Here is a 24243-nt window from a genome sequence, read left to right as displayed (position 1 = left end):
ACCACCACCAGATATGAAATCCGAAGGGCAAGCATGAAGATCCTGTGCGCCAACTGGCAAGCCGCCGACGAGGCTGAACTCGAGCGCGAGCATTATCCCGACGTCGAACTCATCCTGGCCCGCTCGACGAATGACAAGGCTGCCAGCCTCGATCCCGCGATCTGCGGTTCGGTCGATGCCGTCATCAACTATTCGCCGACCCATAATGTCGCGGCCGCTCCGACCGCCTTTCCCAAGGCGAGGATCGCGGTGCGCTCGGGCGTCGGCTTCGACAACATCGACACCGCGGGCTGGGGCGCGCGCAAAATCCCGGCCTGCAATGTTCCGGACTATGGCACGACGGAAGTCGCCGACCACGCCATCGGGCTGATGCTGGCGCTGACGCGCGGCACCTCCGCCTATGGTGCGGAGCTTTCCGGCAACGGCGCCGAAGGCTGGCATTTTTCCAAGGCGCCGCTGGTGCGCCGGCACAAGGGTGCCATCTTCGGCATTGTCGGGCTCGGCCGCATCGGGCTTGCCACTGCCCGCCGCGCCGCCGCTTTCGACATGAAGGTGGTGTTCCATGACCCGCATCTTCTGTCCGGCGTCGACCTCTCGACCGGCTACGAGCGGGTCCATTCGCTGGCCGAGCTGATGGGGCGGGCGGATGTGGTGAGCGTTCACACGCCGTTGAGCGAGGAAACCCGCAAGCTGCTTGGTGCGGCTGCCTTCGCCGCCGCCAAGCCAGGCCTTGTCCTGGTCAACACGGCGCGCGGCCCGATCGTCGATCTCGACGCGCTGGAAGCGGCGATGCGCGAAGGCACTGTCGCCGGGGCCGGGCTGGACGTGCTGCCGAACGAACCCGGCGATCTCGACCATCCGTTGCTGGTGGCATGGCGGCGCCGCGAGCCGTGGATCGCCAACCGGCTGATCGTCACCCCGCACGCCGCCTTCTACAGCCCGGCGGCGATGCGCGACCTCAGGCTGAAATCGATCGAGGTCGTGCACGCCTACCTCGCCGAGGGCCGGCTCACCAACTGCGTCAATTCCGAGTATCTGAAATGAACATGGCGGTCGGCCAAAGCCAACGTCTGGCGGCGTCGCCCTATGCGCGCCGCCTGGCGCGCGAGCGTGGCCTTCCGCTAGAGACGCTCCGCGGCAGCGGCCCTGGCGGACGTATCCTGGCGGCTGACGTGCAGGGCTTCGTCCCGGTTCCCACCCCTGTAGATTTGCCTGATATCGTCGCCCGTACCGCTGCCGCGCCATATGTTGCGGCGCCCCGCATGGCCGCCTTCGCCGCATCGCTCGCGCTGGGCGCGCTGCGCGACCTGCTGGCCGCGCTGGAGAGCACCGGGAAAGTGTTCGTCATCGACGACGTGCTGCTGCGCGCGGCGGGTCATGCATTCGCTGAAACTCCCGGGGCCGCCAAGCTCGGCGGCGCTCCGGTGGCTCTGGAACTCGCCGGACGGCAAGCGGTCTTCACGGCTGCCTCGCGGGTTACCTTGACGTCACTGCGTTCGACACGGCTTGCGGCTCTGGCCGACGACAATGACGACGCGCAAAAACCGGCCGCGCTGTCCTTGCGGCTCTTGCCTGCGAGCGACATCCGGCCGCTGATGATGCCGCTTCTGCCGGGCCGCGCCATGCGGCTGACCGTCTGCGTCGCCACGGGCGGCGACCATGCCGAATGCCTGCTCACCACAGATACGGCAAGCCTTGACGAGGCGGCCGCGGCCGCGTGGCTCGCCGCCCTGAAATCGGCGATCGAACACCCGCTCCGGCTGTTCGTCTGATGTTCCGGATCGTCGGCGGCATCGCCTAGCCTCGGCGCGAGGAAGCTATTATAAAAGCTTCGACACAGGCGCGACGAGGCTCATGGATCATTCCGTTCCCACCATCGACATACTTCCCCGGCGCGCACTCGGCCGCTCGAACGGGCCGCTTTACCGCCAGCTTGCCGACATCCTGCGCGAGCCGATCGGCGACGGCACCTTTCCCGTTGGCGGTGAACTGCCGAAGGAAGCGACCATTGCCGAGCATTTCGGCGTCAGCCTGATCACCGTGCGCCAGGCCTTGCGTGACCTCGAGGCCGACGGGCTGATCAGGAAGCGGTCGGCCAAACCGGCGGTGGTGACGGCGCGCAATCCGTCGGTCAACCTCAGCTGGAAATTCAAGAACTTCGCCGACATGGCGGCCTTCACCAAGGATGCGCAGCTGACGGTGAAATCCTATCGCAAGGAGGTTTCCCCCGTGCTCCAGCGCCATTTCGGCATGGGCAAGGACGAGGCGGGCTACTGCTTGCGCGGCATCCTGTCGGTGGGTGAGCAGAAGAAGGCTCAGATCACCAGCTATTTCCCGCCAATTGTCGGAGCGAAGCTGAAGCGGGACGATTTTTCCGACGTGCTGATCTTTCGTTCGGTGCAACGGCATCTCGGTCTGCGGCTGGACGTCGCGCATGTCACGGTCCGCGCCGAGATCGCCGACGAGGCCATCGCGGAAGACCTCGGCATCGCGCTGGGCAGTGCGGTCCTGAGCGTGGAGATGCTCTACCAGTCGGCCGACCAGCAGAGCATCGAGTTCACCATCGCGCGGCATCCGGCCGATCTTTTCAGCATCAGCTACGACGCGCCGAACGACCTCGCCTGAACCCGATCGGCGGGATTGCCACGCCGATTTCGTCGTCTCGGCCATGGACAGCTTTATAAAATTATAATAGCATCATAGCTAGGATGGAGGCTGCGTCGGAAACCACGATCAAACGTGGATGCGCAGCCGCATCCGACGTCGAGCATTTGCCTGGTGCGTGTCGTCGCCGAAGTGCGAAGTGGTTCTGGGGTAACGGCATGCACAGAACAAAGTCTGTCCATAAGGGGGTGTGCCGCGAAGGCACTTGACAGGCGGCGGCGTTCGCGCGGCCGACACCAAACACGGGAGGAGGAAATCATGAAAGCAGGCGCATTCTTCGCCGGGCTTGCGGTGATCGCGACGACTTTGCTGTCGATCGATGCCGTGCCGGCCAACGCACAGGACAAGAAGCCCTACACGATCTACCTGTCCAACAATTTCGTCGGCAACGACTGGCGCCAGCAGATGCTGCGCAGCGCCGACATCGCGGTCAAGAAGCCGCCGCTTGCCGGCCGCGTCGACCTCAAGGTCGAGGTGGTCGAGACCACGGTCCAGGCGCAGATCAATTCCCTCAACAACATCATTCGCAACAAGCCCGACGCCATCGTGATCGACGCGGGCTCCGGCGAAGCGCTCAACCCGACGATTGAAAAGGCCTGCAAGGCCGGCATCGTGGTCATCGCCTTCGACCAGATCGTCAGCGCGCCCTGCGCTTACACGATGGAGTCCGACTGGGGCCGGGCGCCGCGCGTGGAGGCCGAATGGCTGGTCAAGAAACTCGGTGGCAAGGGCAAGATCCTCGTTGATCGCGGGCTTGCCGGTGCTCCGATCTCCGCCCAGCTGCAGGGCGGTTTCGAGGAAGTCATCAAGAAATATCCCGGCATTGAAGTGGTCGGCTATTTCAACGGCGACTATGCACTTGGACCGGAGCAGGCCGGCGTCGCCAGCCTGCTGGCGGCGCACCCGCAAGTCGACGCCATCTTCGTTCAGGGCTACGGCGCCGGAGCGATCAAGGCGCTGCAGGATGCCGGTCGTCCGATCGTTCCCATCACCGGCAGTCCGTTCAACCTGACGACGACGACCTGTGCGCAGACCCAGGGCGCCCAGTGCATCCTTGCACCCAACCCTGCCTATCTGTCGGCCGAGGCCTTGAAACTCGCGGTGGAGATACTCGACGGCAAGAAGCCGGCGGAGAAAAAGATCCTGCTGCGCAATGCCTTCCTCACCACCGATCCAGTGCCGTCGGAATTGTATCCCGATGCGACCATGCAGAAGATAGAGGTCGGCAAGAATGCCTTTCCGGACATGGCGCCGGGCCTGTTTCTCCCGGTCAGCCCGGACTGGGTCGAAATCACCCCCGCCGAGGCCGCCGGCTCGAAATGACGATGCCTGCCGATCGGTGACGAAATGGTCGCCTCCGGGCCTCTCCAATGCGCCCTGGCTTAAATTGACAAGGCGCATTGGTACCGGTATCAATTTACACGCAGCACCCACCAAGATGGCGAAGTCCGTCACCGGCTGATGCAGGAAACGCAAGGAGGAGAGATCATGAAACTGAAGACAATTTGCGCCGGACTGGCAAGCCTTGCCGTGTCCGCGATCGCCATCGGCACGGTGCCTGGCCACGCCGAGGATAAGAAGCCCTACACCATCTATCTCTCGAACAATTTCGTCGGCAATGACTGGCGCCAGCAGATGGAGCGTGTCGCCACCGTGTCGGTCAACAAGGGACCGTTGAAGGGCCGCGTCGACCTCAAGATCGAGAACGTCGAGAACACGGTCCAGGCGCAGATCAACTCGCTGAACAACATCATCCGCCAGAAGCCGGACGCCATCCTCGTCGATGCCGGTTCGGATTCGGCATTGAACCCGACCATCAAGAAGGCATGCGACGCCGGCATCGTGGTCATCAGCTTCGACCAGGTGGTGACCGAGCCCTGCGCTTTCGCCGTCGCCTCCGACTGGGACCGCATCCCCTCTGTCATGGCCGAGTGGATGGCCGTGCAGCTTGGCGGCAAGGGCAACATCATCCTCGACCGCGGCCTTGCCGGCGCGCCGATCTCGGCGCAGCTGCGGCAGGGCTACGAGAAGGTGCTGGCCAAATATCCCGACATCAAGGTCGTCGGCTATTACAACGGCAATTACGCGCTCGGGCCGGAGCAGTCGGGCGTCGCCGCACTGCTTGCCGCAAATCCGAAGATCGACGGCATCATGACGCAGGGCTATGGCTCCGGCGCCGTCCAGGCGCTGAAGGATGCCGGCCGGCCGATCGTCCCGGTCGTCGGCTTCTCCTACAATGTCGCCGCGCTCACCTGTGCGCAGACGCAAGGCGCCAAGTGTATCCTCGGCTCGAACCCGGCCTATCTGTCGTCGGAAGCGATCAAGCTGGCGGTCGACATTCTCGACACCGGCAAGAAGCCGGCCGAGCGCTCCGTCTCGGTCAAGGGTGACTTCGTCACCACCGATCCGTTCGAGTCCAAGCTTTACCCCGGCACCAAGATGATCAAGATCGCGGTCGGCGAAAATGCCTTCCCCGACCAGGCGCCCGGCCTGACGCTGCCGATCACGCCCGACTGGGTCGAGATCACCGCTGCGGAAGCCGCCGGCAGCAAGTAACATCCGTCACCGCGACCCTGTCTCCCGGCATCGCAGGATGTCGGGAGAGCTTTTCGGAAGCAGCCCATGGACCTCGTCACTGTCAAAGGCCTGTCCAAACGCTATGGCGGCATCGTCGCGCTGAGCGAGGCGACATTCAGCGCCCGCGCCGGCGAAGTGCATGCGCTGCTCGGCGAAAATGGCGCGGGAAAGAGCACCTTCATCCAGATCCTGTCTGGCGCGGTGCGGCATGACGGCGGCTCGATCCTGGTCGACGGCCAGGACTATCGCCCGGCCAATCCGGATGCTGCCCAGGCGCGCGGCATCGCCGCCGTGTTCCAGGAGCTGTCACTGATCCCCGATCTCAGCGTCGAGCAGAACATCTGGTTCCGCCACGAGCCAAGAACGCTTCTGCGCACCGTCAATCGCGCCGAGATGCGCCGCAAGACGCTGGCGCTGCTCGACAAATACAATTTCCCTGCACTGCGCCCCGACCAGGAATTGCGGCGGCTGACACTGGCCGAACGGCAGATCGTCGAGATCGCTAAGGGGCTGGCCAAGGACCCGCGCATCCTGATCCTCGACGAGGCGACCTCCTCGCTGCCCGCGCGCGAGGCAGAGTGGCTGCTCAAGCTCACCCGGCAGCTCGCCGCCGAGGGCAGGCTGGTCATCTTCATCTCGCACAGAATGGCCGAGGTGCGCGCCATCGCCGACCGGCTGACCATCTTCCGCAATGGCAGCACCATCGCAGTACACGAGGCCAATGCCGTCTCCGACAACGAGATCGTCACCCAGATGATCGGCCGGCACCTCGACCGGCTCTACCCCGAGCGGATTGCCACCGCGACCGATCGCATCGCGCTCAGGGTCAAGGGGTTATCGAGCGACAGCCGGCTCTCCGGGGTCGACTTTGCGCTGCGCGAGGGCGAGGTGCTCGGCGTCGGCGGCCTGCAGGGCCACGGCCAGCGCGAACTGTTCCAGGCGCTGTTCGGCGCCAGCAAGGCCAGCGGCACCATCGAACTCTGGGGCAAGCCGGTTTCGATCGCCAATCCGCGCCAGGCGTTGACCGGCGAGGATGGCATCGCATTGGTGCCCGAGGACAGGCGCGGGCAAGGCCTGCTTCTGACCAAGAGCGTGCGCGAGAACCTGACGCTGTCGGTCATCAAGCGTTTTACAGAAAACGGTTTGCTGAGCCGGCAAAAGGAAGCCGCGCTGGTCAAGGAAATGGTCGACTTCCTGCGCATCAAGGCCGGCACGCCGGAACAGCTTGCCGGCACGCTGTCGGGCGGCAACCAGCAGAAGGTGATCTTCGGCAAGATGCTGCTCACGCAAGCGCGCGTGCTGCTGCTCTACGATCCGACGCGCGGCGTCGATGTCGGCACCAAGGGCGAGATCTTCCAGCTGATGCGCGACCTCGCGGCCAGGGGCTATGCCATCCTGTTCCATTCCAGCGACATGCCGGAGCTTGTCCATGTCGCCGACCGCGTGCTGGTGATGCGCAACGGCCACGTGGCTGCGACGCTCGAGGGCGACCGCATTTCGGAAGCCGGCATTTTGCGCGCCGCCATGCTTGAAAACGAGGCGGCCTGAGGCATGGTGATGGCGATCGCGGAGCAACCTGTGGAGATGGCGCAAAGGCCCGCCGAAATGAAATCCGCCAAGCCGGGCATCGACTGGCGCGGCCGCCTGCTCGACCGGGCGCCGTTCCTCGTCGCGTGCCTGATGCTGGCCTTGATCGTCGCCATCTATGGCAGCCTGCAGTCCGGCGTCTTTTCGCTGGATGAGCTGAACCTCGACACGGCGGCGGCGTTGACGCTCATGCTGGCGGCGACCGGCCAGACCATCGTGCTGGTGCGCGGCGGCATCGATCTGTCGATCGGTGGCATGATCAGCCTCGGCACGGTGATCGCGGCAACGCGCTTCACCGACGACCCCTCGACCACCGCACTTTGGGCATTGGCCGTCCTCGCGCTCGGCTTCCTGATCGGCGCGCTCAATGGTCTGCTGATCTCGTTGCTCAAGCTGCAGCCCTTCCTGGTGACGCTCGCCACATGGTCGATCCTCAACGGCGTCGCCATGATCATCCTGCCGACCGATGGCGGCAGTGTGCCAGCCTGGTGGGTAGGCTTCGGCTACGCGCAACTGTTCGGCCTGACCAGTCCGGTGTGGATGCTGCTGGCACTGCTGCTGTTCTGGTGGTGGTTCCGCGCCACCCGCGTCGGCATCACCATCCAGGCAACAGGCTCCAACGAAAAGTCGGCCTTCCTGTCGGGCGTCTCGATCGCCCGCGTCAACCTCATCACCTATGGCCTCTCCGGCCTGTTCGCGGCGGGGGCGGCACTGTTTCTGACGACGCAGACCGGGGCCGGGTCGCCAACCATCGGCAAGGATTACATCCTGCCTTCGGTGGCGGCGGCGGTCATCGGCGGCGTTAGCCTGTTCGGCGGCCGCGGCCATCTCGCCGGCACGCTGATCGGCGCCTTCGTGCTCACCCTCATCGGCAATCTGGTCTTCGTCCTGCACGTGTCGAGCTACTGGCAGCCGGTCGCTTCGGGCGTCATCCTGCTGCTCTCGGTGCTGGCCAGTTCCGTCGCCGAAAAGGCCGCAAGGGGCCGTGTCCAATGAACGCCTTCCTCGCCCGCAACCGGCTCGTCGTGCTTGCCTATGCCGGCATGGTCGTGCTGCTCCTGGTCACGGCGCTGTTCTCGCCGGGCTTCCTGTCGGTCTCCAACATGCGCTCGACCGTCGTGCTGGCCGCCTTCGTCGGCATCGTCGCGCTCGGCCAGACCTTCGTCATCATCGGCGGCGGCATCGACCTGTCCGTGCCATGGGTGCTCAATTCGGCGGCCATTGTCATGGCGCTGCTGTGCGGCGGCCAGGACCTGCCGCTGGTCTGGGTCATGCCGCTGCTGCTCGCCGGTGGCGCCTTCATCGGGCTGATCAACGGCGTCGGCGTCGCCCAGTTCGGCGTGCCGCCAATCATCATGACGCTGGCCACCAACGTCATCCTGCAAGGGTTGATCCTGGTGCTGACCGGCGGTTCGCCGACACCCTCGGCACCGGCCTTGATCCAATTCCTTTCGGTAGGTCGCATCGGCGCCTTCCCGGTCATCGCGCTGATCTGGCTTGCGCTGACGCTGGTGGCGACGCTGCTGCTCTCCAAGGCGGCGTTCGGCCGCCACCTCTATGCGCTCGGCACCAGCGCCACGGTGGCGGAATTCTCCGGCGTGCCGACGGCGCGCACCACCATCCTGACCTATGTGATCTCGGGCCTCACCGCCGCCTTCGCCGGCATGCTTTTGACCGGCTATTCCGGCCAGGCCTATCTCGGCATGGGCGACGCCTATCTGTTCACCTCGATCGCGGCGGTCGCCATCGGCGGGGCCTCCATCCTCGGCGGCAGCGGCCACTATCTCGGCACCGTCGCCGGCGCCATGGTGCTGACCATCCTCACCGGCCTGCTGCCGGCGCTGAACCTGTCGAGCGGCGCGCTGCTGATCGTCTATGGCGCGGTGATCCTGCTCACCGTGTCGATCGGCAGCGAAACCTTTGCCGGGCTTGGCGGCAAGATGCGCGGAAAGGAGGGCTGACCATGGTCGAAATCACCTGTGTCGTCGATGCCAAGGCCGAGCTCGGCGAAGGCACGCTTTGGGACCCGAAAGCCGGCGTGCTGTGGTGGATCGACATCTGGAAGAAGCTGATCCATCGCTACGATCCATCGACCGGCAAGGACGATGTGTTCGAGACGCCGGAATATCTCGGCTGCCTTGGCCTGCGCGAGAAGGGCGGCCTGGTACTGACCATGACAAACGGCTTCCATTTCTTCGACCCGGCAACCGGCAGGTTCGAGGCGATCGTCGACCCGGAAGCACATATGCCGAAAACCCGCTTCAACGACGGCAAGCCGGACCGCCAGGGCCGTTTCTGGTCGGGCTCGATGTTCGAGGTGCCGGGCCAGCCGATCGAATTCATCGGCGCGCTCTACCGACTCGATCCCGACCTTTCGGTCCACAAGATGATCGACGGCATCGGCTGCTCCAACGGGCTGGCCTGGAGCCCGGATTCGAAAACCATGTATTTCTCCGACAGCCATGCCGGCGCGGTGTGGGCCTATGATTTCGATGCCGCCACCGGCGAGATCGAGAACCGCCGCACCTTCATCGACATGACGGTGACCGGCGGCGTCGCCGACGGCGCCACCGTCGATGCGGAAGGCTGCTACTGGGTGACGATCCCGGTGACCGGCAAGGTCTGTCGCTACGATCCGGACGGCGAGCTTATGCAGACCGTGCTGCTGCCGACGGACCTGCCGACCTGCTGCGAATTCGGCGGCAAGGACCTCGATGTCCTCTATGTGACCTCGGCCGTGCTCCGGCGTCCGGCCAGTCACTTCGTCCGCCAGAAGAATCCGGGCGGGCTGTTCGCGCTCGACGTCGGCGTCAAGGGCCTGACGCTGCCAGCATTCAAAGGCTGACCCTTCCCTACTCCACCGGGGTGACCAGCGGATTTCAGACCTTGCGCGTCATTCCGGTGGCGAAACGACGCTTGGGATAGCCGGTATGCCGTGGATTTCGTCAAGTCGCGGTGCGTGTCGGGTTGCGTCAAGCCATGGCCTGCTGCGCGGGTTGCCGGACCTAGATCAGACCCGACATGTCGGAAAAGGCCATCGCCCTGCGCAGCACCTCGGCGAAGCGCTCGCCAGCCGTTTCGCGCGGACCGCTGTTGTCGATCGAGGTGACGCCAGGTCCCGACAAGGTCACATTGGCGCTGCGCGCCAGCCGCGCCAGCACTTCGCCGCGTGACTCGCGGCCGCGCATTGCCAACCGCTCGGCCAGCACGTCCGGCGAGGCCGTGATCTCGACGATCGCCAGATTGGCATAACGCTCACGCAGCACCGGGATGATTGCGCGCGACACGTTGGCCACGGCGACACGGCCATTGGCGACCGACCAGTCGACGTCGGCGGGGATGCCATAACGCAAGCCGTGCGCCTCCCAGGAGATGGCAAAGGCGCCGTCGGCTTCGGCTTCGACGAAGGCGGCCTCGGCCAGCGTGTCGTGATCCTCGCTTGCGGCATCGCTCGGCCGGGTGATGACGCGGCGGACGAACTCCAGCCGGGTCTCGTCGGCGAAGCGGGCACGGGCGTAACCGATCACCGTGTCCTTGCCGGCGCCGCTCGGGCCCACAACGGCGACGAAGACGCCGTCGCGGATCGGAAACGTCTCGGCGGACAGTTCACGCTCGATCAACGCCGATACCATCATGCAACCCGACGCCCCTGCCGCCAGACCGTGCGCACTACCGGAACATGGTCGTCGACGCGCACGCGCACGAGGTCGGCACGCCGGCCCTGTTCGATGACGCCGCGATCGGTCAGGCCAACGGCTTCAGCCGGATTCTTCGACACCATGGCGACCGCCTGCGGCAAGGTAATGCCCTCGACGACATCGCCAAGGAAGAAGGCGGACTGGATCAGGCTGAAGGGGATGTAGTCGGACGACAATATGTCGAGCAGGCCGTCGCTGGCTAGCGTGCGGGCAGAGACGTTGCTCGAATGCGAGGCGCCGCGCATGACGTTGGGCGCGCCCATCAGCACGCCGAGCCCGGCCTCTTTCGAGGCCCTGGCGGCCTCCTCCGTGGTCGGGAACTCGGCGACACGCACGCCTTGCTCGATCGCTTCGTCGACATGGCCAATGGTGGCGTCGTCATGGCTGGCCAGCACGATGCCGCGCTCATGGCAGGCGGCGGCGATCACCGCCCGGTTCGGTGCCGAATTCCGCGCCGATTCCGCCATCCGCTTTTCACAGAACACTTTGAAATCGCGGTCGGTCAACTTCAGCTTGCGCTGGTAATAGTAGGCATAGGTTTCGAGATTGACGAACTGGCGCTGGCCGGGCGCATGGTCCATCAGCGATGCCAGCTTGACCCGCTCGTCGCCGTCGAAATTGGCGAAGGCCTTGAGGCAATCCGGTGCCGAAACCTCGCAGCGCAGATGGATGAAATGGTCGGCGCGCAGCCGATCCTGCTGCACACTGTCCTCGATCGCGTCGGCCAGCTTGCGGATGTCGGTCGACGTCAGGTCGGCGTCCTCGTCCATGCCGACGCGCAAGGCATCGAGCACGGTGGTGATGCCGGCGGTCGCTACCTGTGCATCATGGGCGAGCACGGCGGCGATCGGGTTCCAGCGCACCTTCGGCCGCGGCGCGTAATGGCCTTCGAGATGATCGGTGTGGAGTTCGACCAGTCCCGGAATGATATAGTCGCCGCCCATGTCCTCGCCGGTGCGGCCGGCGCCGGCATCGATGCCGGCGATAAAGCCGTCACGCAGCACCAGGGAACCCTCGACGATCTCGTCGGCGAGCACGATGCGGGCATTGTGGAGAACAGTCTCGGCGGTCATTTCAGGCAGTCCTTGGTTATTCACGCGGTTCTTCTAGCGGCGCGGCGCCCGAGCGCGTGATGGGAGAGCACCATGAACGGCGCGCCCGGTTCGGTTTCGACAAACAGCGTCAGCGCGTCGACCAGGACCGGCTGTTGCAGAACCTCCGCGAACAGGCTGTCGATGGCTAGGCGAAGACGAGGGCTTTCCTGTGACGCCGCCCGGCCGGACAGCGTCATGTGGAAGCGAAAGGTTTCGAAGACGTAGGGATAGCCCCATTGGCAGAGATTGCGGAACTCGGCCGGCTTCAGCGAATCGGGGCTGCGCCTTTCGATCTCGGCCTCGGTCAACGGCGCGCGAAATTGGTCGAAGCCGAGCACGACATCATCGGCGAAACGGTTGAGCGCCGGCAGCGGTCCTTCCGGCACCAGCGCGAAGAAGCCGTCGATCTGGCTGACGACAAGGCGCGGGATTGTCACAACCGGCGTCGCTTCGGCAAAAGTGTCGAGTGCTGCGCGCAACGAGGCTTCCGTCTCGTTGGCAGCCAGGCGGAAGGGCGCTTTCAACGTCGCGTGAAAGCCGTAGCGGCGCGCCGAAGCGGTATGGAAGGCGACTTCCGCCGCCGACAGGTCGCCCACCGCCTCAACCGGCCTTGTCGCGGCACCAAACGGGTCGCGGCCAAGCCAGTTGGCGGCGATCCGCGCCAGCTTCTCGTCCTGCCGGGGGGTGAAATAGATGGCATAACGCATGGAAAGTCCTCGTCAGTCTCGTTGCCATAGGTGATTTCCATGACGGATTGACGAAGCTTTGAAGGGTTTTCGAAGGCAAATCGACCTGGCTGGTCCTTAGCCGACGATTTTTCCAAGCTGAACCAACAGCTTCACGCAAAAGGCACGACCGGAATCCATCGAATGGATGGATCCCGGTTCTTATGCTTGGTCGCATTTGTGCAACGCCAAGTGATCCCACTTGGCTGCGAAATGCGTGGTCAGGCCTTCATCAGCCATTCGTGCTCGGGCGCATTGTGGAATTTCCACGTCCGCTTCGGACCGGCCATGACGTTGAGATAGTAGAGGTCGTAGCCGTGGCAGGCGGCGCAGGGATGATAACCCTTGGGCACCAGCACCACGTCGCCATCCTCGATCGCCATCGCTTCGTCGAGCGCGCGATGGCCATCCTTGTCGGCGTCGGTGTAGACGCGCTGGAAGGCAAAGCCCTGCGGCGGGTTGAGCCGGTGGTAGTAGGTTTCCTCGAGATAGGATTCGGCCGGCAGATTGTCCTGGTCATGCTTGTGCGGTGGGTAGCTCGACGTATGGCCACCGGGCGTGATGACCTCGACCACCAGCAGCGAGTCGGCCGGCTTGCCCTCCGGCAGGATGTTGGTGACGTAGCGCGTGTTGGTGCCCTTGCCGCGCACCTCCTGGCCGAGATCGTCCGGTGCGATCACACGAACCGGCAGGCCGCCGCCAAGGTCCGGCGCCGAGCACACCGCGAGCTCCAGCTCGGTGTCGGCGGTCACCGACCAGTCCGATCCCCCCGGCACGTACACAGACCACGGCTTGCCCTCGAAGGGCGACATGCGCTGGCCGAGCAGGCCGAGCTCCTTGCCGCCGGCGCTGGCTTTGCCCTTGCCGGTGACGAACACCAGGCAGACCTCGCGATCATCCGTTTTTCCGGAAGCCGTCTCGCCGGGTTTCAGCCGATGCAGGTCGAAACCGACATAGGTCCAGCCGGCGCTTTCCGGCGTCACATGGGCGACGCGGCCATGGCCCTTGTCGGCCTTCACCAGCAGCTTCGACATCCGGGTTACTCCTTCGGTTCGGCTTCGGCCGTCGTCTTGGTCTCGTCGGCCGGCTTGTAGAGATAGAAGAACTGCCAGACGCCGTAGCCGGCGAAACCGAGCGCGATGACGCCCCAGAACGGCGTGCCGGTGGCGAACTCGATGACTGACCAGATGACACAGACGGCGACGACCGCGACGCGCCGCCACAGCGGGCGGAAGAACGGGTGTTCGGAATCTTTCATAGGGCCAATCTACAGCAACCGGCTTCACAGGGAACCATCGCATCAGGCATTGGGAAAGCCCTAGGCATTGGGGAAGCCCTAGGCATTGGGGAAGCCTTGTGTCTCGACCGTGTAGCCGGCGGCGGTCATGACGCGCATCAATTCCTTGTGGCCGACCTGCGCCATCTTGAGCGGCGGGTTCTTCTTCGGGTCCTGCTCGGCCTCGACCACGAACCAGCCTTCGTAGCCATGATCGGCGAACCGTTGCACGATGGCGCCGAAATCCAGCGAGCCGTCGCCCGGCACCGTGAAGGCGCCGAGCGCCACGGCGTCGAGGAAGGACTGCTTCGTGCGGTCGAGCTTGTCGATCACGCCCATGCGCACATCCTTCACATGCACATGGCTGATGCGCTTGTGGTGGTTGTCGATGGCGCGCAGCACGTCGCCGCCGGCAAAGGCCAGATGTCCGGCATCGAGCAGCAGCGGGATACCGGCTCCGGAATAGCGCATGAAGGCATCGAGCTCCGGCTCCGTCTCGACCACCGCCGCCATGTGATGGTGATAGGACAGCGGCATGCCTTGCTCGGCGCACCATTCGCCAAACTCGGTCAGGCGCTTCGCATAGGCCTTCATCTCGTCGTCCGAGAGCTTCGGCTTGGTGGCGAGCGGCTTCGAGCGATCGCCCTGGATCGAGCGGCCGACCTCGCCATAGACGATGCAAGGCGCATTCACCGCCCTGAACAGGTCGATCATCGGCTGGATGCGGTCCTTGTTCCTGGCCATGTCCTCATCGACCAGCGTACCCGAGAACCAGCCGCCGCACAGCGTCACATCGGCTGCCTTCAGGATCGGCAGCATGACATTGGGGTCATTGGGAAAACGCCGGCCCATTTCCATGCCGGTAAAGCCGGCCGAACGCGACTGGCGCAAGCACTCCTCCAGCGATACGTCATCGCTGAGTTCCGCAAGATCGTCGTTCCACCACGCGATGGGGGACATGCCCAGTCTGGCTTTCAAGTCGTCGCTCCATTTTTAGTTCGTGTCACCCTCCCCCTTGTGGGAAGGGTCGCTGCGAAGCAGCGAGGTGGGGGTGCGGCGCCAGACCCCCACCCGGACCTTCGGTCCGACCTCCCACAAGGGGAGGTAGGGACTGGCAGCGCGATCATTCAATCGCCAATGGTCTGCATCTGCCGCTTCTCGTCATAGGCCTTGCGCGCCGCGTTCACCTGGCTGCGTGCCGAGACCTCCGGCACCGCCACGTCCCACCAATGGCCACCGGCCTCGGTGGAAACCAGCGGGTCGGTGTCGATGACCAGCACGGTGGTGCGGTCGTTCTTCTTGGCCTTTTGCAGCGCGTTTTCGAGCCCCGCTATCGACGGCACCTTCTCGGCGATCGCCCCCATGCTCGCCGCGTGCGCGGCGAAGTCGATGTCGGGCAGAACCGCGTGGCGCGAGTCCTTCAAGAGATTGTTGAAGTTGGCGCCGCCGGTCGCCATCTGCAGCCGGTTGATGCAGCCATAACCCCTGTTGTCGAGCAGCACGATGGTCAGCTTCAAACCGAGCATCACCGACGTGGCGATCTCGGAATTCAGCATCAGATAGGAGCCGTCGCCAATCATGACGACGACCTCCTCGTCGGGCTTCGCCATCTTGGTGCCGAGCCCGCCGGCGATTTCGTAGCCCATGGTCGAGAAGCCATATTCGGCGTGGTAGGAGCCGGGGGCGCCCGCCTGCCAGAGCTTGTGCAGTTCGCCCGGCAGGCCGCCTGCTGCATTCAGCAGGATCACGCCGGAGCCCATGGCGCGTTGCACGGCGCCGATCACCTGCGCGTCGGACGGGTAGGCGGCATTGGTTGACGCCGTCACCCTGGCGGCGTCGGCCCGCCAGGCCTTCTTGCCGGTGGCAGCATTGTCGGTCCAGGCGGAAGGCGCTTTCCAGCCCTTCAGCGCCGTGCCGAGTTCGGCCAGCCCCTCGGCCGCGTCGGCGACCAAGGGCAGCGCCCGGTGCTTGCCGGCGTCGAAAGGCTGCACGTTGAGCCCGATGATGGTCTTGCCGGAATTCTTGAACAGCGCCCACGAGCCGGTGGTGAAATCCTGCAGCCGCGTGCCGATGGCCAGCACGACATCGGCGCCCTCGGCCAGCCGGTTGGCGGCCGAGGTACCGGTGACGCCGACCGCCGCCATGTTGAGCGGATGATCGTCCGGCAACGAGGATTTGCCGCCTTGCGTCTCGCAGACCGGAATGCCGGCCGTCTCGGCGAACTTCGCCAGTTCGTCCGAGGCTTGCGAATAAAGCACGCCGCCGCCGGCGATGATGAGCGGCTTCTTCGCGCCCTTGAGCGCCGCGACAGCGGCGGCAAGTTCGTGGCGGTCCGGCCGCGGCCGGCGTTGGTGCCAGACCCGCTCGGCAAAGAAGCTCTCGGGATAGTCATAGGCCTCGGCCTGCACGTCCTGGCATAGCGACAGCGTCACCGGGCCGCAATCGGCCGGATCGGTCAGCACAGCCAAGGCACGGCTGAGTGCGGGAATGATCTGCTCCGGCCGCGTGATGCGGTCGAAATAGCGCGAAACCGGACGGAAGCAGTCGTTGACTGTCGCGGTACCGTCGGAGAAATCCTCCGCCTGCTGCAGGACCGGGTCCGGGATGCGGTTGGCGAAGACATCGCCGGGGAGAAACAGCACCGGCAGCCGGTTGACATGGGCGAGTGCCGCCGCCGTCACCATGTTGAGGGCGCCCGGGCCGATCGAACTCGTCGCCGCCATGAAACGGCGGCGGAAGTTGGCCTTGGCGTAGGCGATCGCCGCATGCGCCATCGCCTGTTCGTTGTGGGCGCGGAAGGTCGGCAGTTCGTCGCGCAGCTGGTAGAGCGCCTCGCCGATGCCTGCGACGTTGCCGTGGCCGAAGATCGCCCACACGCCGCCGAAGATCGGTACTTTCTGGCCGTCGATCTCGGTCATCTGCTTGCTGAGAAAGCGGGTCAGCGCCTGCGCCATCGTCAGGCGGATTGTCTTGCTCATGGTGTTTTCCTCCGCAGTCCTACGCCGCGCTTTCTTATGCTGCTTTACGACCGCGCGCGGCAAGCCACGCCTCGGTCAGCTGTTCGAAGCGCGACGCCATGTCGGCCACTGCCTCGTCATCCGACATCTTGCCGGCCAGCCATTGTTCGGCCGCGTGGACGAAGATGGTGCGGCCGACGGCAAAGCCCTTGACGATCGGCGCCTTGGCGGTGGCGGCGAAGGCTGCTTCCAGCTCGTCCTGCGGCGCTTCCAGGCCAAGCAGCACAACGCCGCGGCACCAGGGGTCGTGCTTGAGGATCACCGCTTCGATCCTGGCCCAGGCGCCGGCCGATGCCTGCGGCTCGAGCTTCCACCAGTCGGGCTTGATGCCGAGCGCATAGAGTTCCTCCAGCGCGCGCGGGATGGTCGTGTCGTCGAGCCTGCCATGCTTGCCGGCAATGATCTCGATGAGAAGCTCCCTGCCCACTTTCCGCGCCGCCTCGAACAGCGAGCGCAGCTTCTGCTGCTGCTCTTCCTTCAGCGCCGCCGGATCGTCGGGGTGGTAGAAACACAGGCATTTGATGCAGTGGTCGACCGGCCATTCCACCAGTTGCGAGCCGATGTCCTGTGAGAACTCGAAGCGCAACGGCCGCGAGCCCGGCAGTTCCACCGGCCGGCCAAGCCAGCTGAAGGGATGATGCGCGAATTCGAACATCGCCTTGCGGCCATGTTTCTCGTCGATCAGCATGCCGTAGCCGTCGCGGCCGGCGGCGACCTTTGCCGCCGCCCTGACGGCCAGCACCTTGAAATCGCGGATGCGCGCCGGATCGGCGCCGGCTTTCGCCGCCACATCCTCCAGCTGCACGCGGTGATCGCAGGCGAGCGCCATCAGCGAGGGGATGTCGCGCCGGCGCGTCGTTGCCCAATGGATGTGGTTGATCGCCTCGTCCTTGCGCAAGGCCAGGTGCTTGCTGCCGTTCTTGAGGAAGAACTGCAGCTCCTCGAAGGTCGGATATTCGGGCGCGCAAAGCAGCCGCGACACGGCGAAGGCGCCGCAGGCATTGGCCCAGGTCGCCGCCGTCGCGAAGCTCTCGCCGCCCAGCCAGCCGCGCAGGAAGCCGGACATGAAGGCGTCGCCGGCGCCAAGCACATTGTAGATCTCGATCGGGAAACCCTTGCCGACGACGCCGTCCTCGAGATCGTCGCTGATGGGGCCGTCATAAACGATACAGCCCATGGCGCCGCGCTTGAGAACGATGGTCGCCGAGGACAGCGAGCGGATCGTCTTCAGGGCGCTCAGGCAATCGTCGGCGCCCGACGCGATCATGATCTCTTCCTCGGTGCCGACGATGAGGTCGCAATCGGGCAGCACCGTCTTCAGCTGGGCCGAGACCCGGTCCGACTTGACATAGCGCTCGAACCCTTCGGCATGGCCGGCCAGCCCCCACAGATTGGGCCGATAGTCGATGTCGAACACCACCTTGCCGCCCTTGGCCTTGATGATGCGGATCGCCTTGCGCTGGGCGGCATCGCTGTTGGGGCGGGAGAAATGCGTGCCGGTGACGACGATCGAGCGGGCCGAGGCGATGAAGGCTTCGTCGATATCTTCCGGCGCCAGCGCCATGTCGGCGCAGTCGCTGCGGTAGAAGATCATCGGCGAGACGCCTTCATCCTCGACCGACAGCAGCACCAGCGCGGTCAGACGCTCCTTGTCGGTCTTCAGCCCGTCGACGCAAACGCCTTCGCGCGTCAGCTGTTCGCGGATGAAGCGGCCCATCTGCTCGTCGCCGACGCGGGTGAGCAGCGCCGAGCGCAGGCCAAGCCTGGCGGTGCCGACCGAAATGTTGGCCGGGCAGCCGCCGACCGACTTGGCGAAGGAGGTGATGTCCTCCAGCCGCGAGCCGATCTGCTGGCCATAGAGGTCGACGGAAGCACGGCCGATGGTGATGACGTCGAGCGGCGTATGTTTCGCTTCCACGGCTTCGCTCATTGGAACCTCCCGTCGGCCTTGTTGTCTTCACGCGCGAGCGGCAGCGTGGCACCGGGAATATGAAATAATAATTCCAATACATAGTCAATATGGAATGAGCATTCCCCGGTTTAAAATTGCCTGACCATGATCCCGAAAAGTGGCTGCCGGTTTTCGGAAAAGACCATGGTCGAACAAGAAAAAGGGCCTGATCAGGCCTTGCGCCTGCGACCCGAGTCGCGCCGTTTCTCGCCGACGCCAACGGTCAGCGCCATGGCCAGCGCCATCGTCGCCGATAGCGAGCGGAAGCCGGCGAAATCCGCCTCGGCCACCTCGAACCAGACCCTGGCGAACTGGGCGAGCGGCGAAAACGAGCTGTCGGTGATGGCGACGATCGGCACGCCCCGCTCGGAAATGGCCCGCGCTTCCTCGATGGTTGCAGGCGCATAGGGCGAGAAGGAGATGGCGATGACGGCATCCGCCGGCGTGGCGAAGGCGATCATCTCGGCATTGAGGCCGGCCGCCGATTCGATCAATTGGTTGCGGATCTTCAACTTGCCCAGCGCATAGGCAATGTAGGTCGCCACCGGATAGGAGCGGCGCTTGGCCAGCACATAGATCGTCTCGGCCCTGGCCAGGAGGGAGATCGCGTCTTCCAGATGCGTCTCGTCCAGCGTGCGCGAAATATCGTTGAGCGACGTGCTGGCGGCGGCGACGAAGCCGTCGAAGATCGCGCGGTGGCCGGCGCCGCCTTCGGCCTTGGCGCGCAAGGCCAGCAACCTTTCGTCATAGGACGAGTTGCGCTCGCGCAGCCGCTCGCGAAACACCTGCTGCAGGCTGGTAAAGCCGTCGAAGCCAAGCTGCTGGGCAAAGCGGATCAAGGTCGACGGCTGCACGCCGGCCGAGGCGGCGATGCTGGCGGCGGTACCGAAAGCGATGTCGTCGGGATTGTCGAGCGCATAGGCGGCGATCTGGGCGATGCGTCTCGGCAGGCTTTCACGCCGGTCCAGAATGGTGGCGCGCAGCGTCTCGAAGTCGCGAGGTACCCGTTCGTCCATTGTCGCCCTGTCCAAGCTCATCTGTGGATGCCCTCTCTGCCTCATCATAGCGAGCCTGCGCAAGAACGCCATAAAAAATGAGGCAGACATTCCATTCCTGGGGAAAATGGACTAATTCATCCATCGAACGCTTCAGGCAGTGGAGAAAATGGAAAATGGTTGGCGTCGGTCTTATCGGCACGGGGTTCATGGGCAAATGTCACGCCATCGCATGGAGCGCCGTCGGTGCCGTGTTTCCCGATGTGGCCAAGCCTCGGCTTGTCCATCTCGGCGAGGTCAATGAGGAGCTCGCCAGGCGCAAGGCGGGCGAGTTCGGCTTTGCCAAGGCGTCCGGCGATTGGCGCGCCGTCGTCAACGACCCGCAAGTCGACGTCATTTCCTTGACCACGCCCAACCAGTTCCATCCGGAAATGGCCATCGCCATCCTCGAGGCCGGCAAGCATCTGTGGTGCGAGAAGCCGATGGCGCCAAGCTTCGCCGAAGCCGAGGCCATGGCGGCCGCGGCGAAAAAATCAGGCAAGGTCGCGGCACTCGGCTACAACTACATCCAGAGCCCGGCCATTCGACACATCGGCGCGCTGCTCGACGAGAAGATCATCGGCGAGGTCAACCATCTGCGCATCGAGATGGATGAGGATTTCATGGCCGATCCGGAGGCGCTGTTCTTCTGGAAGCACGAGGCCGCTTCCGGCTATGGCGCGCTCGACGATTTCGCCGTGCATCCGCTGTCGCTGGTCTCGGTGCTGTTTGGGCGCGTCGCCAGCGTCATCTGCGATATGGCCAAGCCCTATGCCGACCGCAAGCTGGCGGCCGGCGGGCGCCGCGCGGTCGAGACCTATGATATCGCCAGCGTGCTGATGCATCTGGAAAACGGCATTGCCGGCACGCTGCTGGTCAACCGCTCCGCCTGGGGTCGCAAGGGGCGCATCGCCATCCAGATCTTCGGCTCGAAGGGATCGATCCTGTTCGACCAGGAGCGGATGAACGAGTTCCAGCTCTACCTTACCGCCGATCGCCCGACCGAGCAGGGCTACCGCACCATCCTGGTGGCGCCGCACCACAAGCCCTATGACGCCTTCCTGCCGGCACCCGGCCATGGCCTCGGCTTCAACGACCTCAAGATCATCGAATGTCATGAGTTGATGACGCGCCTTGCCGGCAGGCCGGCGCGGATCATCGAGTTTGCCGAAGGGCTGGAGATCGAGCGCACCGTGCACGCGATGGCACGCTCGTTCCAGGAAAAGCGCTGGGTGGATGTGAGGTAACGGCCGCCGCCGGCTTCCCCTTCTCCCCTTGTGGGAGAAGGTGGCCGAGCGAAGCTCGGTCGGATGAGGGGTGCTGGACAGATCGCTACTTGGAAGTCTTAAACATTTAAAATCATTCTATATTTTAACGCAGCGTTTCTTCCAGCACCCCTCATCCGTCTCGGCGCTGCGCGCCGATCCACCTTCTCCCACAAGGGGAGAAGGTGTGGCGATGTGCCTTTCTCAGGCGGCTCCCTGACGGCTGTCCATCATGGCGCGGCGCGCCGAGCGGCGCCACTCGACGGCACCGGCAAGGCCGTGCAGCACGGTCTCGGTGGTCGCCCAGTCGATGCAGCCGTCGGTGATGCTCTGGCCGTAGACGAGCGGCTTGCCGGGCACGACGTCCTGCCGGCCGGCGACGAGATTGCTCTCGATCATGACGCCGATGATGCGTTCGTCGCCAGCCGCAACCTGGCCCGCGACATCGGCCGCGACCTTGGGCTGGTTCTCGGGCTTCTTGGCTGAGTTGGCGTGGCTGACATCGATCATCAGACGGGGTGCGACGCCGATGCGGCCGAGTTCAACGCTGGCGGCCTCGACGCTCGCCGCGTCATAGTTGGGCTGGACGCCGCCGCGCAGGATGACGTGGCAGTCCTCGTTGCCGGTGGTCGTGGCGATGCCGCTGCGCCCGCCCTTGGTCACCGCCATGAAGTGATGCGGCTGGGCCGCGGACTTCACCGCCTCGGCGGCGATCCGCAGATTGCCGTCGGTGCCGTTCTTGAAGCCGACCGGGCAGGATAGGCCGGATGCGAGCTCGCGGTGGATCTGGCTCTCGGTGGTGCGCGCGCCGATCGCGCCCCAGGCGACGAGGTCGGCAATGTATTGCGGGGTGGTCATGTCGAGGAATTCGGTCGCCGCCGGCAGGCCGAGATTGTTGACGGCGGAGAGCACATTGCGCGCCATCCTGAGCCCCTTGTCGATGTTGAAGCTGCCGTCGAGATCGGGATCGTTGATCAGGCCCTTCCAGCCGACCGTCGTGCGCGGCTTCTCGAAATAGACCCGCATCACGATCTCCAGCCGGTCCGCCAGGCTCTCGCGCAGCGCCGCCAGACGGCTGGCATAGTCCACGGCGGCGACCGGATCATGGATCGAACAGGGGCCGACGACGACGAGCAGCCGGTCGTCGGTTCCGTTCAAGATGGCGTGGATCGCATTGCGTGACGCGCTGACGGTGCGCGTCGCCGTCAGCGTGCGCGGGATCTCCCGCATCACCTGGTCCGGCGTACTCAATTCTCGGATCTCCTTGACCCGAAGGTCGTCTGTGGTGGTCAACACGGCTTTCTGCTCCTGGTTTGGGAGACCTGTCGGCTGAAACAAAAAAGCCGCCAAGTCTGGCGGCTGTTCGGATCTTGTTGCTGCAATCTTCAGATCGAGCGCAATCCTCCCGCCGCCAGCGAGCTGCTAAAGTACCAATAGGTGGCGGACAGGTGGATCATGCGGCTCATATAGTCGATGCGAAGGCGTTTGTCACCTGCTACTCGCCGACGATCCCGGCGATGTTCTGGTCGTAGTCGACCAGTGACCCGGTCATGACGCCGGCCTGCGGGCTGACCATGTAGGTGATGAGCCGGGCGAGTTGCGCCGGCTTCACCAACTGGCCCATCGGTTGCGCGGCCTCGGCCTTTTCCAGCCAGTCCTCCGGCGCGTCGTGCCACTTCTTCTGCACGATGTCCTCGCCTTCGGTGTCCATCCAGCCGGGCAGCACGGCATTGCAGCGGATGCGATTGCGCCGGTAGGCGCTGGCGACATTCTTGGTCAGCGTCATCAGCGCTCCCTTGCTCGACGAATAGGGCGTAAGGAACGACTGGCCGGCATGCGCCGACATCGACAGGACGTTGACGATCGAACCCGGCGCCTTGCGCTCAAGAAGGTGCGCCACAAGCCCTTGCATGAGGAAGAAGGGGCCGCGCACATTGGTGTTGAAGATCTGGTCGAAGACGTCCTCGGAGGTTTCGACCAGCGAACCGCGCGCCGACGTGGCGGCGGCATTGACCAGCGCATTGACGGTGCCGAAATGCGAGATCGCGGTTGCGACGGCGCGCTTGCAGTCGGCCACCTTGGCGACATCGGCGCTGATGAAGATCGCGTCGACACCTGACTTCTTGAGGCTTGCGACGGCCTTGTCGCCCTTCTCCTGCGAGCGCCCCACCAGTGCCAGTGCCCGGCAGCCCTCTTCGGCCAGGGCCTCCGCGACGGCGAAGCCGATGCCTTGCGCGCCGCCGGTGACGATGGCGCGCGTTTCTGAATTGCGACCGGCTGAACCGTTCATCGCTCTGCTCCTGTGTCTTGGGTCCGGATACCGGTTCTTACTTTGCCGTGTCGAGGCGGACGGTCTTGCCCGATGTGGCTGATTTCAGCGCTGCGTCAGCCAGTTTCAGCGCCACGAGCCCGTCGGCGCCGCTTGGCGCCGCCTTCTTGCCCGAGGTTGCCGCAGTGATGAAGGCGGCGATCTCATTGGCGTACGCGTCGAGATAGCGCGTCATGAAGAAGTCGTGCAGCGGCGGGCGCGTATAGCCCTTCTCGTTGGCCAGTTCGATCGACACCGGCCGCTGGTTCTCGGCCGCGACCATGCCTTTCGAACCATGCACCTCGATGCGCTGGTCGTAGCCATAGGTGGCGCGGCGCGAGTTGGAGATGATCGCCTGCTTGCCGGAAGCGGTTTCCAGGATGACGCTGACGCTGTCGAAATCGCCGGCCTCCCCAATCTTCTTGTCGACCAGCACCGAGGCATGCGCGCTGACCGCCACCGGCTCCTCGCCGAGCAGGAAGCGCGCCATGTCGAAGTCATGGATGGTCATGTCGCGAAAAATGCCGCCCGAGCGCTTGATATAGTCGATCGGCGGCGCGCCCGGATCGCGGGAGGTGATGGTGACCATCTCGACGGTGCCGATGGCGCCGTCGTCGATCGCCTTGCGCACGGCGGCGAAGTGCGGATCGAAGCGGCGGTTGAAGCCGACCATCAGCGTGGCCTTGGTCTTCTCGACCACGGCCAGGCACTTCTCGACGCGCTTGACGTTGAGGTCGATCGGCTTTTCGCAGAAGATCGCCTTGCCGGCCTTGGCGAAACGCTCGATCAGGTCGGCATGGGTATCGGTCGGCGTGCAGATGACGACGGCGTCGATATCCGCGGATTTTTCGATGGCGTCGATCGTACGCACTTCGGCGCCATAGGCCGATGCCAGTTCCTTTGCCGCTTTCTCGAACGCATCGGCAACGGCAACCAGTCTGGCCTGCGGGTTGGAGCCGACGGCGCGGGCGTGGACCTTGCCGATGCGGCCGGCACCGAGGAGGGCGAAGCGGAGAGTCATGGAATGTCCTTTGAGGAGGGTTCGAA

At 64.7% G+C, this 24243-nt stretch carries 22 protein-coding genes; 10 read left to right on the top strand and 12 right to left on the bottom strand.

What is annotated here, in order from left to right; genetic code table 11:
* Positions 1–33: 33 nt before the first annotated feature.
* From OOJ09_RS05635 to OOJ09_RS05595, 9 genes are all read left to right on the top strand, one after another.
* Positions 34–1044, top strand: a complete 1011-nt coding sequence (locus OOJ09_RS05635; protein WP_269904247.1) for a C-terminal binding protein — start codon at positions 34–36, stop codon at positions 1042–1044.
* Entirely contained in the window at positions 1041–1772 is a 732-nt protein-coding gene (locus OOJ09_RS05630) for an E3 binding domain-containing protein (protein WP_269904246.1), read from the top strand. The genes OOJ09_RS05635 and OOJ09_RS05630 overlap by 4 nt, the downstream gene beginning before the upstream one ends.
* A gap of 82 nt (positions 1773–1854) precedes the next feature.
* Positions 1855–2625 carry a GntR family transcriptional regulator gene (locus OOJ09_RS05625; protein WP_269904245.1) on the top strand — a complete coding sequence of 257 codons (771 nt, stop codon included), beginning with the start codon at positions 1855–1857 and terminating at the stop codon, positions 2623–2625.
* A gap of 297 nt (positions 2626–2922) precedes the next feature.
* Complete coding sequence (locus OOJ09_RS05620) at positions 2923–3987, top strand: sugar ABC transporter substrate-binding protein (protein WP_256752510.1); 1065 nt, start codon at positions 2923–2925, stop codon at positions 3985–3987.
* Positions 3988–4152: 165 nt separating this feature from the next.
* On the top strand, positions 4153–5220 hold the full coding sequence (locus OOJ09_RS05615) for a substrate-binding domain-containing protein (RefSeq protein WP_269904244.1): 1068 nt from the start codon (positions 4153–4155) through the stop codon (positions 5218–5220).
* Between the two features lie 66 nt (positions 5221–5286).
* The gene (locus tag OOJ09_RS05610; RefSeq protein WP_269904243.1) at positions 5287–6789 is read left to right on the top strand and encodes a sugar ABC transporter ATP-binding protein; all 1503 of its coding nucleotides are present in this window, start codon (positions 5287–5289) and stop codon (positions 6787–6789) included.
* 3 nt (positions 6790–6792) lie between these two features.
* Positions 6793–7824: an ABC transporter permease gene (locus OOJ09_RS05605; RefSeq protein ID WP_269904242.1), complete on the top strand. Its 1032-nt coding sequence runs from the start codon at positions 6793–6795 to the stop codon at positions 7822–7824.
* Complete coding sequence (locus OOJ09_RS05600; protein WP_269904241.1) at positions 7821–8789, top strand: ABC transporter permease; 969 nt, start codon at positions 7821–7823, stop codon at positions 8787–8789. The genes OOJ09_RS05605 and OOJ09_RS05600 overlap by 4 nt, the downstream gene beginning before the upstream one ends.
* A 2-nt stretch (positions 8790–8791) precedes the next feature.
* The gene (locus OOJ09_RS05595) at positions 8792–9673 is read left to right on the top strand and encodes an SMP-30/gluconolactonase/LRE family protein (RefSeq protein ID WP_269904240.1); all 882 of its coding nucleotides are present in this window, start codon (positions 8792–8794) and stop codon (positions 9671–9673) included.
* 160 nt (positions 9674–9833) lie between these two features.
* On the opposite strand, the gene phnN is transcribed toward OOJ09_RS05595, so the two are convergent.
* The 9 genes from phnN to OOJ09_RS05550 form a co-directional block, all read right to left on the bottom strand.
* Complete coding sequence (gene phnN / locus OOJ09_RS05590; RefSeq protein ID WP_269904239.1) at positions 9834–10463, bottom strand: phosphonate metabolism protein/1,5-bisphosphokinase (PRPP-forming) PhnN; 630 nt, start codon at positions 10461–10463, stop codon at positions 9834–9836.
* Positions 10460–11599: an alpha-D-ribose 1-methylphosphonate 5-triphosphate diphosphatase gene (locus OOJ09_RS05585; RefSeq protein ID WP_269904238.1), complete on the bottom strand. Its 1140-nt coding sequence runs from the start codon at positions 11597–11599 to the stop codon at positions 10460–10462. The genes phnN and OOJ09_RS05585 overlap by 4 nt, the downstream gene beginning before the upstream one ends.
* A 20-nt stretch (positions 11600–11619) precedes the next feature.
* Entirely contained in the window at positions 11620–12327 is a 708-nt protein-coding gene (locus OOJ09_RS05580; RefSeq protein ID WP_269904237.1) for a DUF1045 domain-containing protein, read from the bottom strand.
* Positions 12328–12566: 239 nt separating this feature from the next.
* The gene (gene iolB / locus OOJ09_RS05575; protein ID WP_269904236.1) at positions 12567–13379 is read right to left on the bottom strand and encodes a 5-deoxy-glucuronate isomerase; all 813 of its coding nucleotides are present in this window, start codon (positions 13377–13379) and stop codon (positions 12567–12569) included.
* A gap of 5 nt (positions 13380–13384) precedes the next feature.
* On the bottom strand, positions 13385–13603 hold the full coding sequence (locus tag OOJ09_RS05570) for a DUF3329 domain-containing protein (RefSeq protein ID WP_269904235.1): 219 nt from the start codon (positions 13601–13603) through the stop codon (positions 13385–13387).
* Positions 13604–13681: 78 nt separating this feature from the next.
* Positions 13682–14599, bottom strand: a complete 918-nt coding sequence (gene iolE / locus OOJ09_RS05565) for a myo-inosose-2 dehydratase (protein WP_269904234.1) — start codon at positions 14597–14599, stop codon at positions 13682–13684.
* 149 nt (positions 14600–14748) lie between these two features.
* The gene (gene iolD, locus OOJ09_RS05560) at positions 14749–16599 is read right to left on the bottom strand and encodes a 3D-(3,5/4)-trihydroxycyclohexane-1,2-dione acylhydrolase (decyclizing) (protein WP_269904233.1); all 1851 of its coding nucleotides are present in this window, start codon (positions 16597–16599) and stop codon (positions 14749–14751) included.
* 34 nt (positions 16600–16633) lie between these two features.
* The gene (locus OOJ09_RS05555; protein ID WP_269904232.1) at positions 16634–18568 is read right to left on the bottom strand and encodes a bifunctional 5-dehydro-2-deoxygluconokinase/5-dehydro-2-deoxyphosphogluconate aldolase; all 1935 of its coding nucleotides are present in this window, start codon (positions 18566–18568) and stop codon (positions 16634–16636) included.
* 191 nt (positions 18569–18759) lie between these two features.
* On the bottom strand, positions 18760–19605 hold the full coding sequence (locus tag OOJ09_RS05550; RefSeq protein ID WP_269904856.1) for a MurR/RpiR family transcriptional regulator: 846 nt from the start codon (positions 19603–19605) through the stop codon (positions 18760–18762).
* A gap of 155 nt (positions 19606–19760) precedes the next feature.
* Here OOJ09_RS05550 and OOJ09_RS05545 point away from each other — a divergent pair, with 155 nt between their 5' ends.
* Positions 19761–20870: a Gfo/Idh/MocA family protein gene (locus OOJ09_RS05545; RefSeq protein ID WP_269904231.1), complete on the top strand. Its 1110-nt coding sequence runs from the start codon at positions 19761–19763 to the stop codon at positions 20868–20870.
* Between the two features lie 222 nt (positions 20871–21092).
* On the opposite strand, the gene OOJ09_RS05540 is transcribed toward OOJ09_RS05545, so the two are convergent.
* The 3 genes from OOJ09_RS05540 to iolG form a co-directional block, all read right to left on the bottom strand.
* Entirely contained in the window at positions 21093–22184 is a 1092-nt protein-coding gene (locus OOJ09_RS05540; protein WP_269904230.1) for a 3-deoxy-7-phosphoheptulonate synthase, read from the bottom strand.
* 199 nt (positions 22185–22383) lie between these two features.
* The gene (locus OOJ09_RS05535; RefSeq protein ID WP_269904229.1) at positions 22384–23178 is read right to left on the bottom strand and encodes an SDR family oxidoreductase; all 795 of its coding nucleotides are present in this window, start codon (positions 23176–23178) and stop codon (positions 22384–22386) included.
* A 37-nt stretch (positions 23179–23215) separates the two neighbouring features.
* Positions 23216–24217 (bottom strand): inositol 2-dehydrogenase, encoded by a 1002-nt coding sequence (iolG, locus tag OOJ09_RS05530; RefSeq protein WP_269904228.1) that lies wholly within the window; start codon positions 24215–24217, stop codon positions 23216–23218.
* Positions 24218–24243 lie beyond the last annotated feature (26 nt).

The organism is Mesorhizobium qingshengii (assembly GCF_027563465.1).
Classification (GTDB): domain Bacteria; phylum Pseudomonadota; class Alphaproteobacteria; order Rhizobiales; family Rhizobiaceae; genus Mesorhizobium; species Mesorhizobium qingshengii_A.
This window is presented reverse-complemented; position numbering and strand designations above follow the sequence as displayed.

Excerpts from the sequence above, each read along its gene's own strand:
- OOJ09_RS05635 (WP_269904247.1), top strand. The coding sequence starts at position 34 with ATGAAGATCCTGTGCGCCAACTGGCAAGCCGCCGACGAGGCTGAACTC.
- OOJ09_RS05630 (WP_269904246.1), top strand. The coding sequence starts at position 1,041 with ATGAACATGGCGGTCGGCCAAAGCCAACGTCTGGCGGCGTCGCCCTAT.
- OOJ09_RS05625 (WP_269904245.1), top strand. The coding sequence starts at position 1,855 with ATGGATCATTCCGTTCCCACCATCGACATACTTCCCCGGCGCGCACTC.
- OOJ09_RS05620 (WP_256752510.1), top strand. The coding sequence starts at position 2,923 with ATGAAAGCAGGCGCATTCTTCGCCGGGCTTGCGGTGATCGCGACGACT.
- OOJ09_RS05615 (WP_269904244.1), top strand. The coding sequence starts at position 4,153 with ATGAAACTGAAGACAATTTGCGCCGGACTGGCAAGCCTTGCCGTGTCC.
- OOJ09_RS05610 (WP_269904243.1), top strand. The coding sequence starts at position 5,287 with ATGGACCTCGTCACTGTCAAAGGCCTGTCCAAACGCTATGGCGGCATC.
- OOJ09_RS05605 (WP_269904242.1), top strand. The coding sequence starts at position 6,793 with ATGGTGATGGCGATCGCGGAGCAACCTGTGGAGATGGCGCAAAGGCCC.
- OOJ09_RS05600 (WP_269904241.1), top strand. The coding sequence starts at position 7,821 with ATGAACGCCTTCCTCGCCCGCAACCGGCTCGTCGTGCTTGCCTATGCC.
- OOJ09_RS05595 (WP_269904240.1), top strand. The coding sequence starts at position 8,792 with ATGGTCGAAATCACCTGTGTCGTCGATGCCAAGGCCGAGCTCGGCGAA.
- phnN (WP_269904239.1), bottom strand. The coding sequence starts at position 10,463 with ATGATGGTATCGGCGTTGATCGAGCGTGAACTGTCCGCCGAGACGTTT.
- OOJ09_RS05585 (WP_269904238.1), bottom strand. The coding sequence starts at position 11,599 with ATGACCGCCGAGACTGTTCTCCACAATGCCCGCATCGTGCTCGCCGAC.
- OOJ09_RS05580 (WP_269904237.1), bottom strand. The coding sequence starts at position 12,327 with ATGCGTTATGCCATCTATTTCACCCCCCGGCAGGACGAGAAGCTGGCG.
- iolB (WP_269904236.1), bottom strand. The coding sequence starts at position 13,379 with ATGTCGAAGCTGCTGGTGAAGGCCGACAAGGGCCATGGCCGCGTCGCC.
- OOJ09_RS05570 (WP_269904235.1), bottom strand. The coding sequence starts at position 13,603 with ATGAAAGATTCCGAACACCCGTTCTTCCGCCCGCTGTGGCGGCGCGTC.
- iolD (WP_269904233.1), bottom strand. The coding sequence starts at position 16,599 with ATGAGCAAGACAATCCGCCTGACGATGGCGCAGGCGCTGACCCGCTTT.
- OOJ09_RS05555 (WP_269904232.1), bottom strand. The coding sequence starts at position 18,568 with ATGAGCGAAGCCGTGGAAGCGAAACATACGCCGCTCGACGTCATCACC.
- OOJ09_RS05550 (WP_269904856.1), bottom strand. The coding sequence starts at position 19,605 with ATGGACGAACGGGTACCTCGCGACTTCGAGACGCTGCGCGCCACCATT.
- OOJ09_RS05545 (WP_269904231.1), top strand. The coding sequence starts at position 19,761 with ATGGTTGGCGTCGGTCTTATCGGCACGGGGTTCATGGGCAAATGTCAC.
- OOJ09_RS05535 (WP_269904229.1), bottom strand. The coding sequence starts at position 23,178 with ATGAACGGTTCAGCCGGTCGCAATTCAGAAACGCGCGCCATCGTCACC.
- iolG (WP_269904228.1), bottom strand. The coding sequence starts at position 24,217 with ATGACTCTCCGCTTCGCCCTCCTCGGTGCCGGCCGCATCGGCAAGGTC.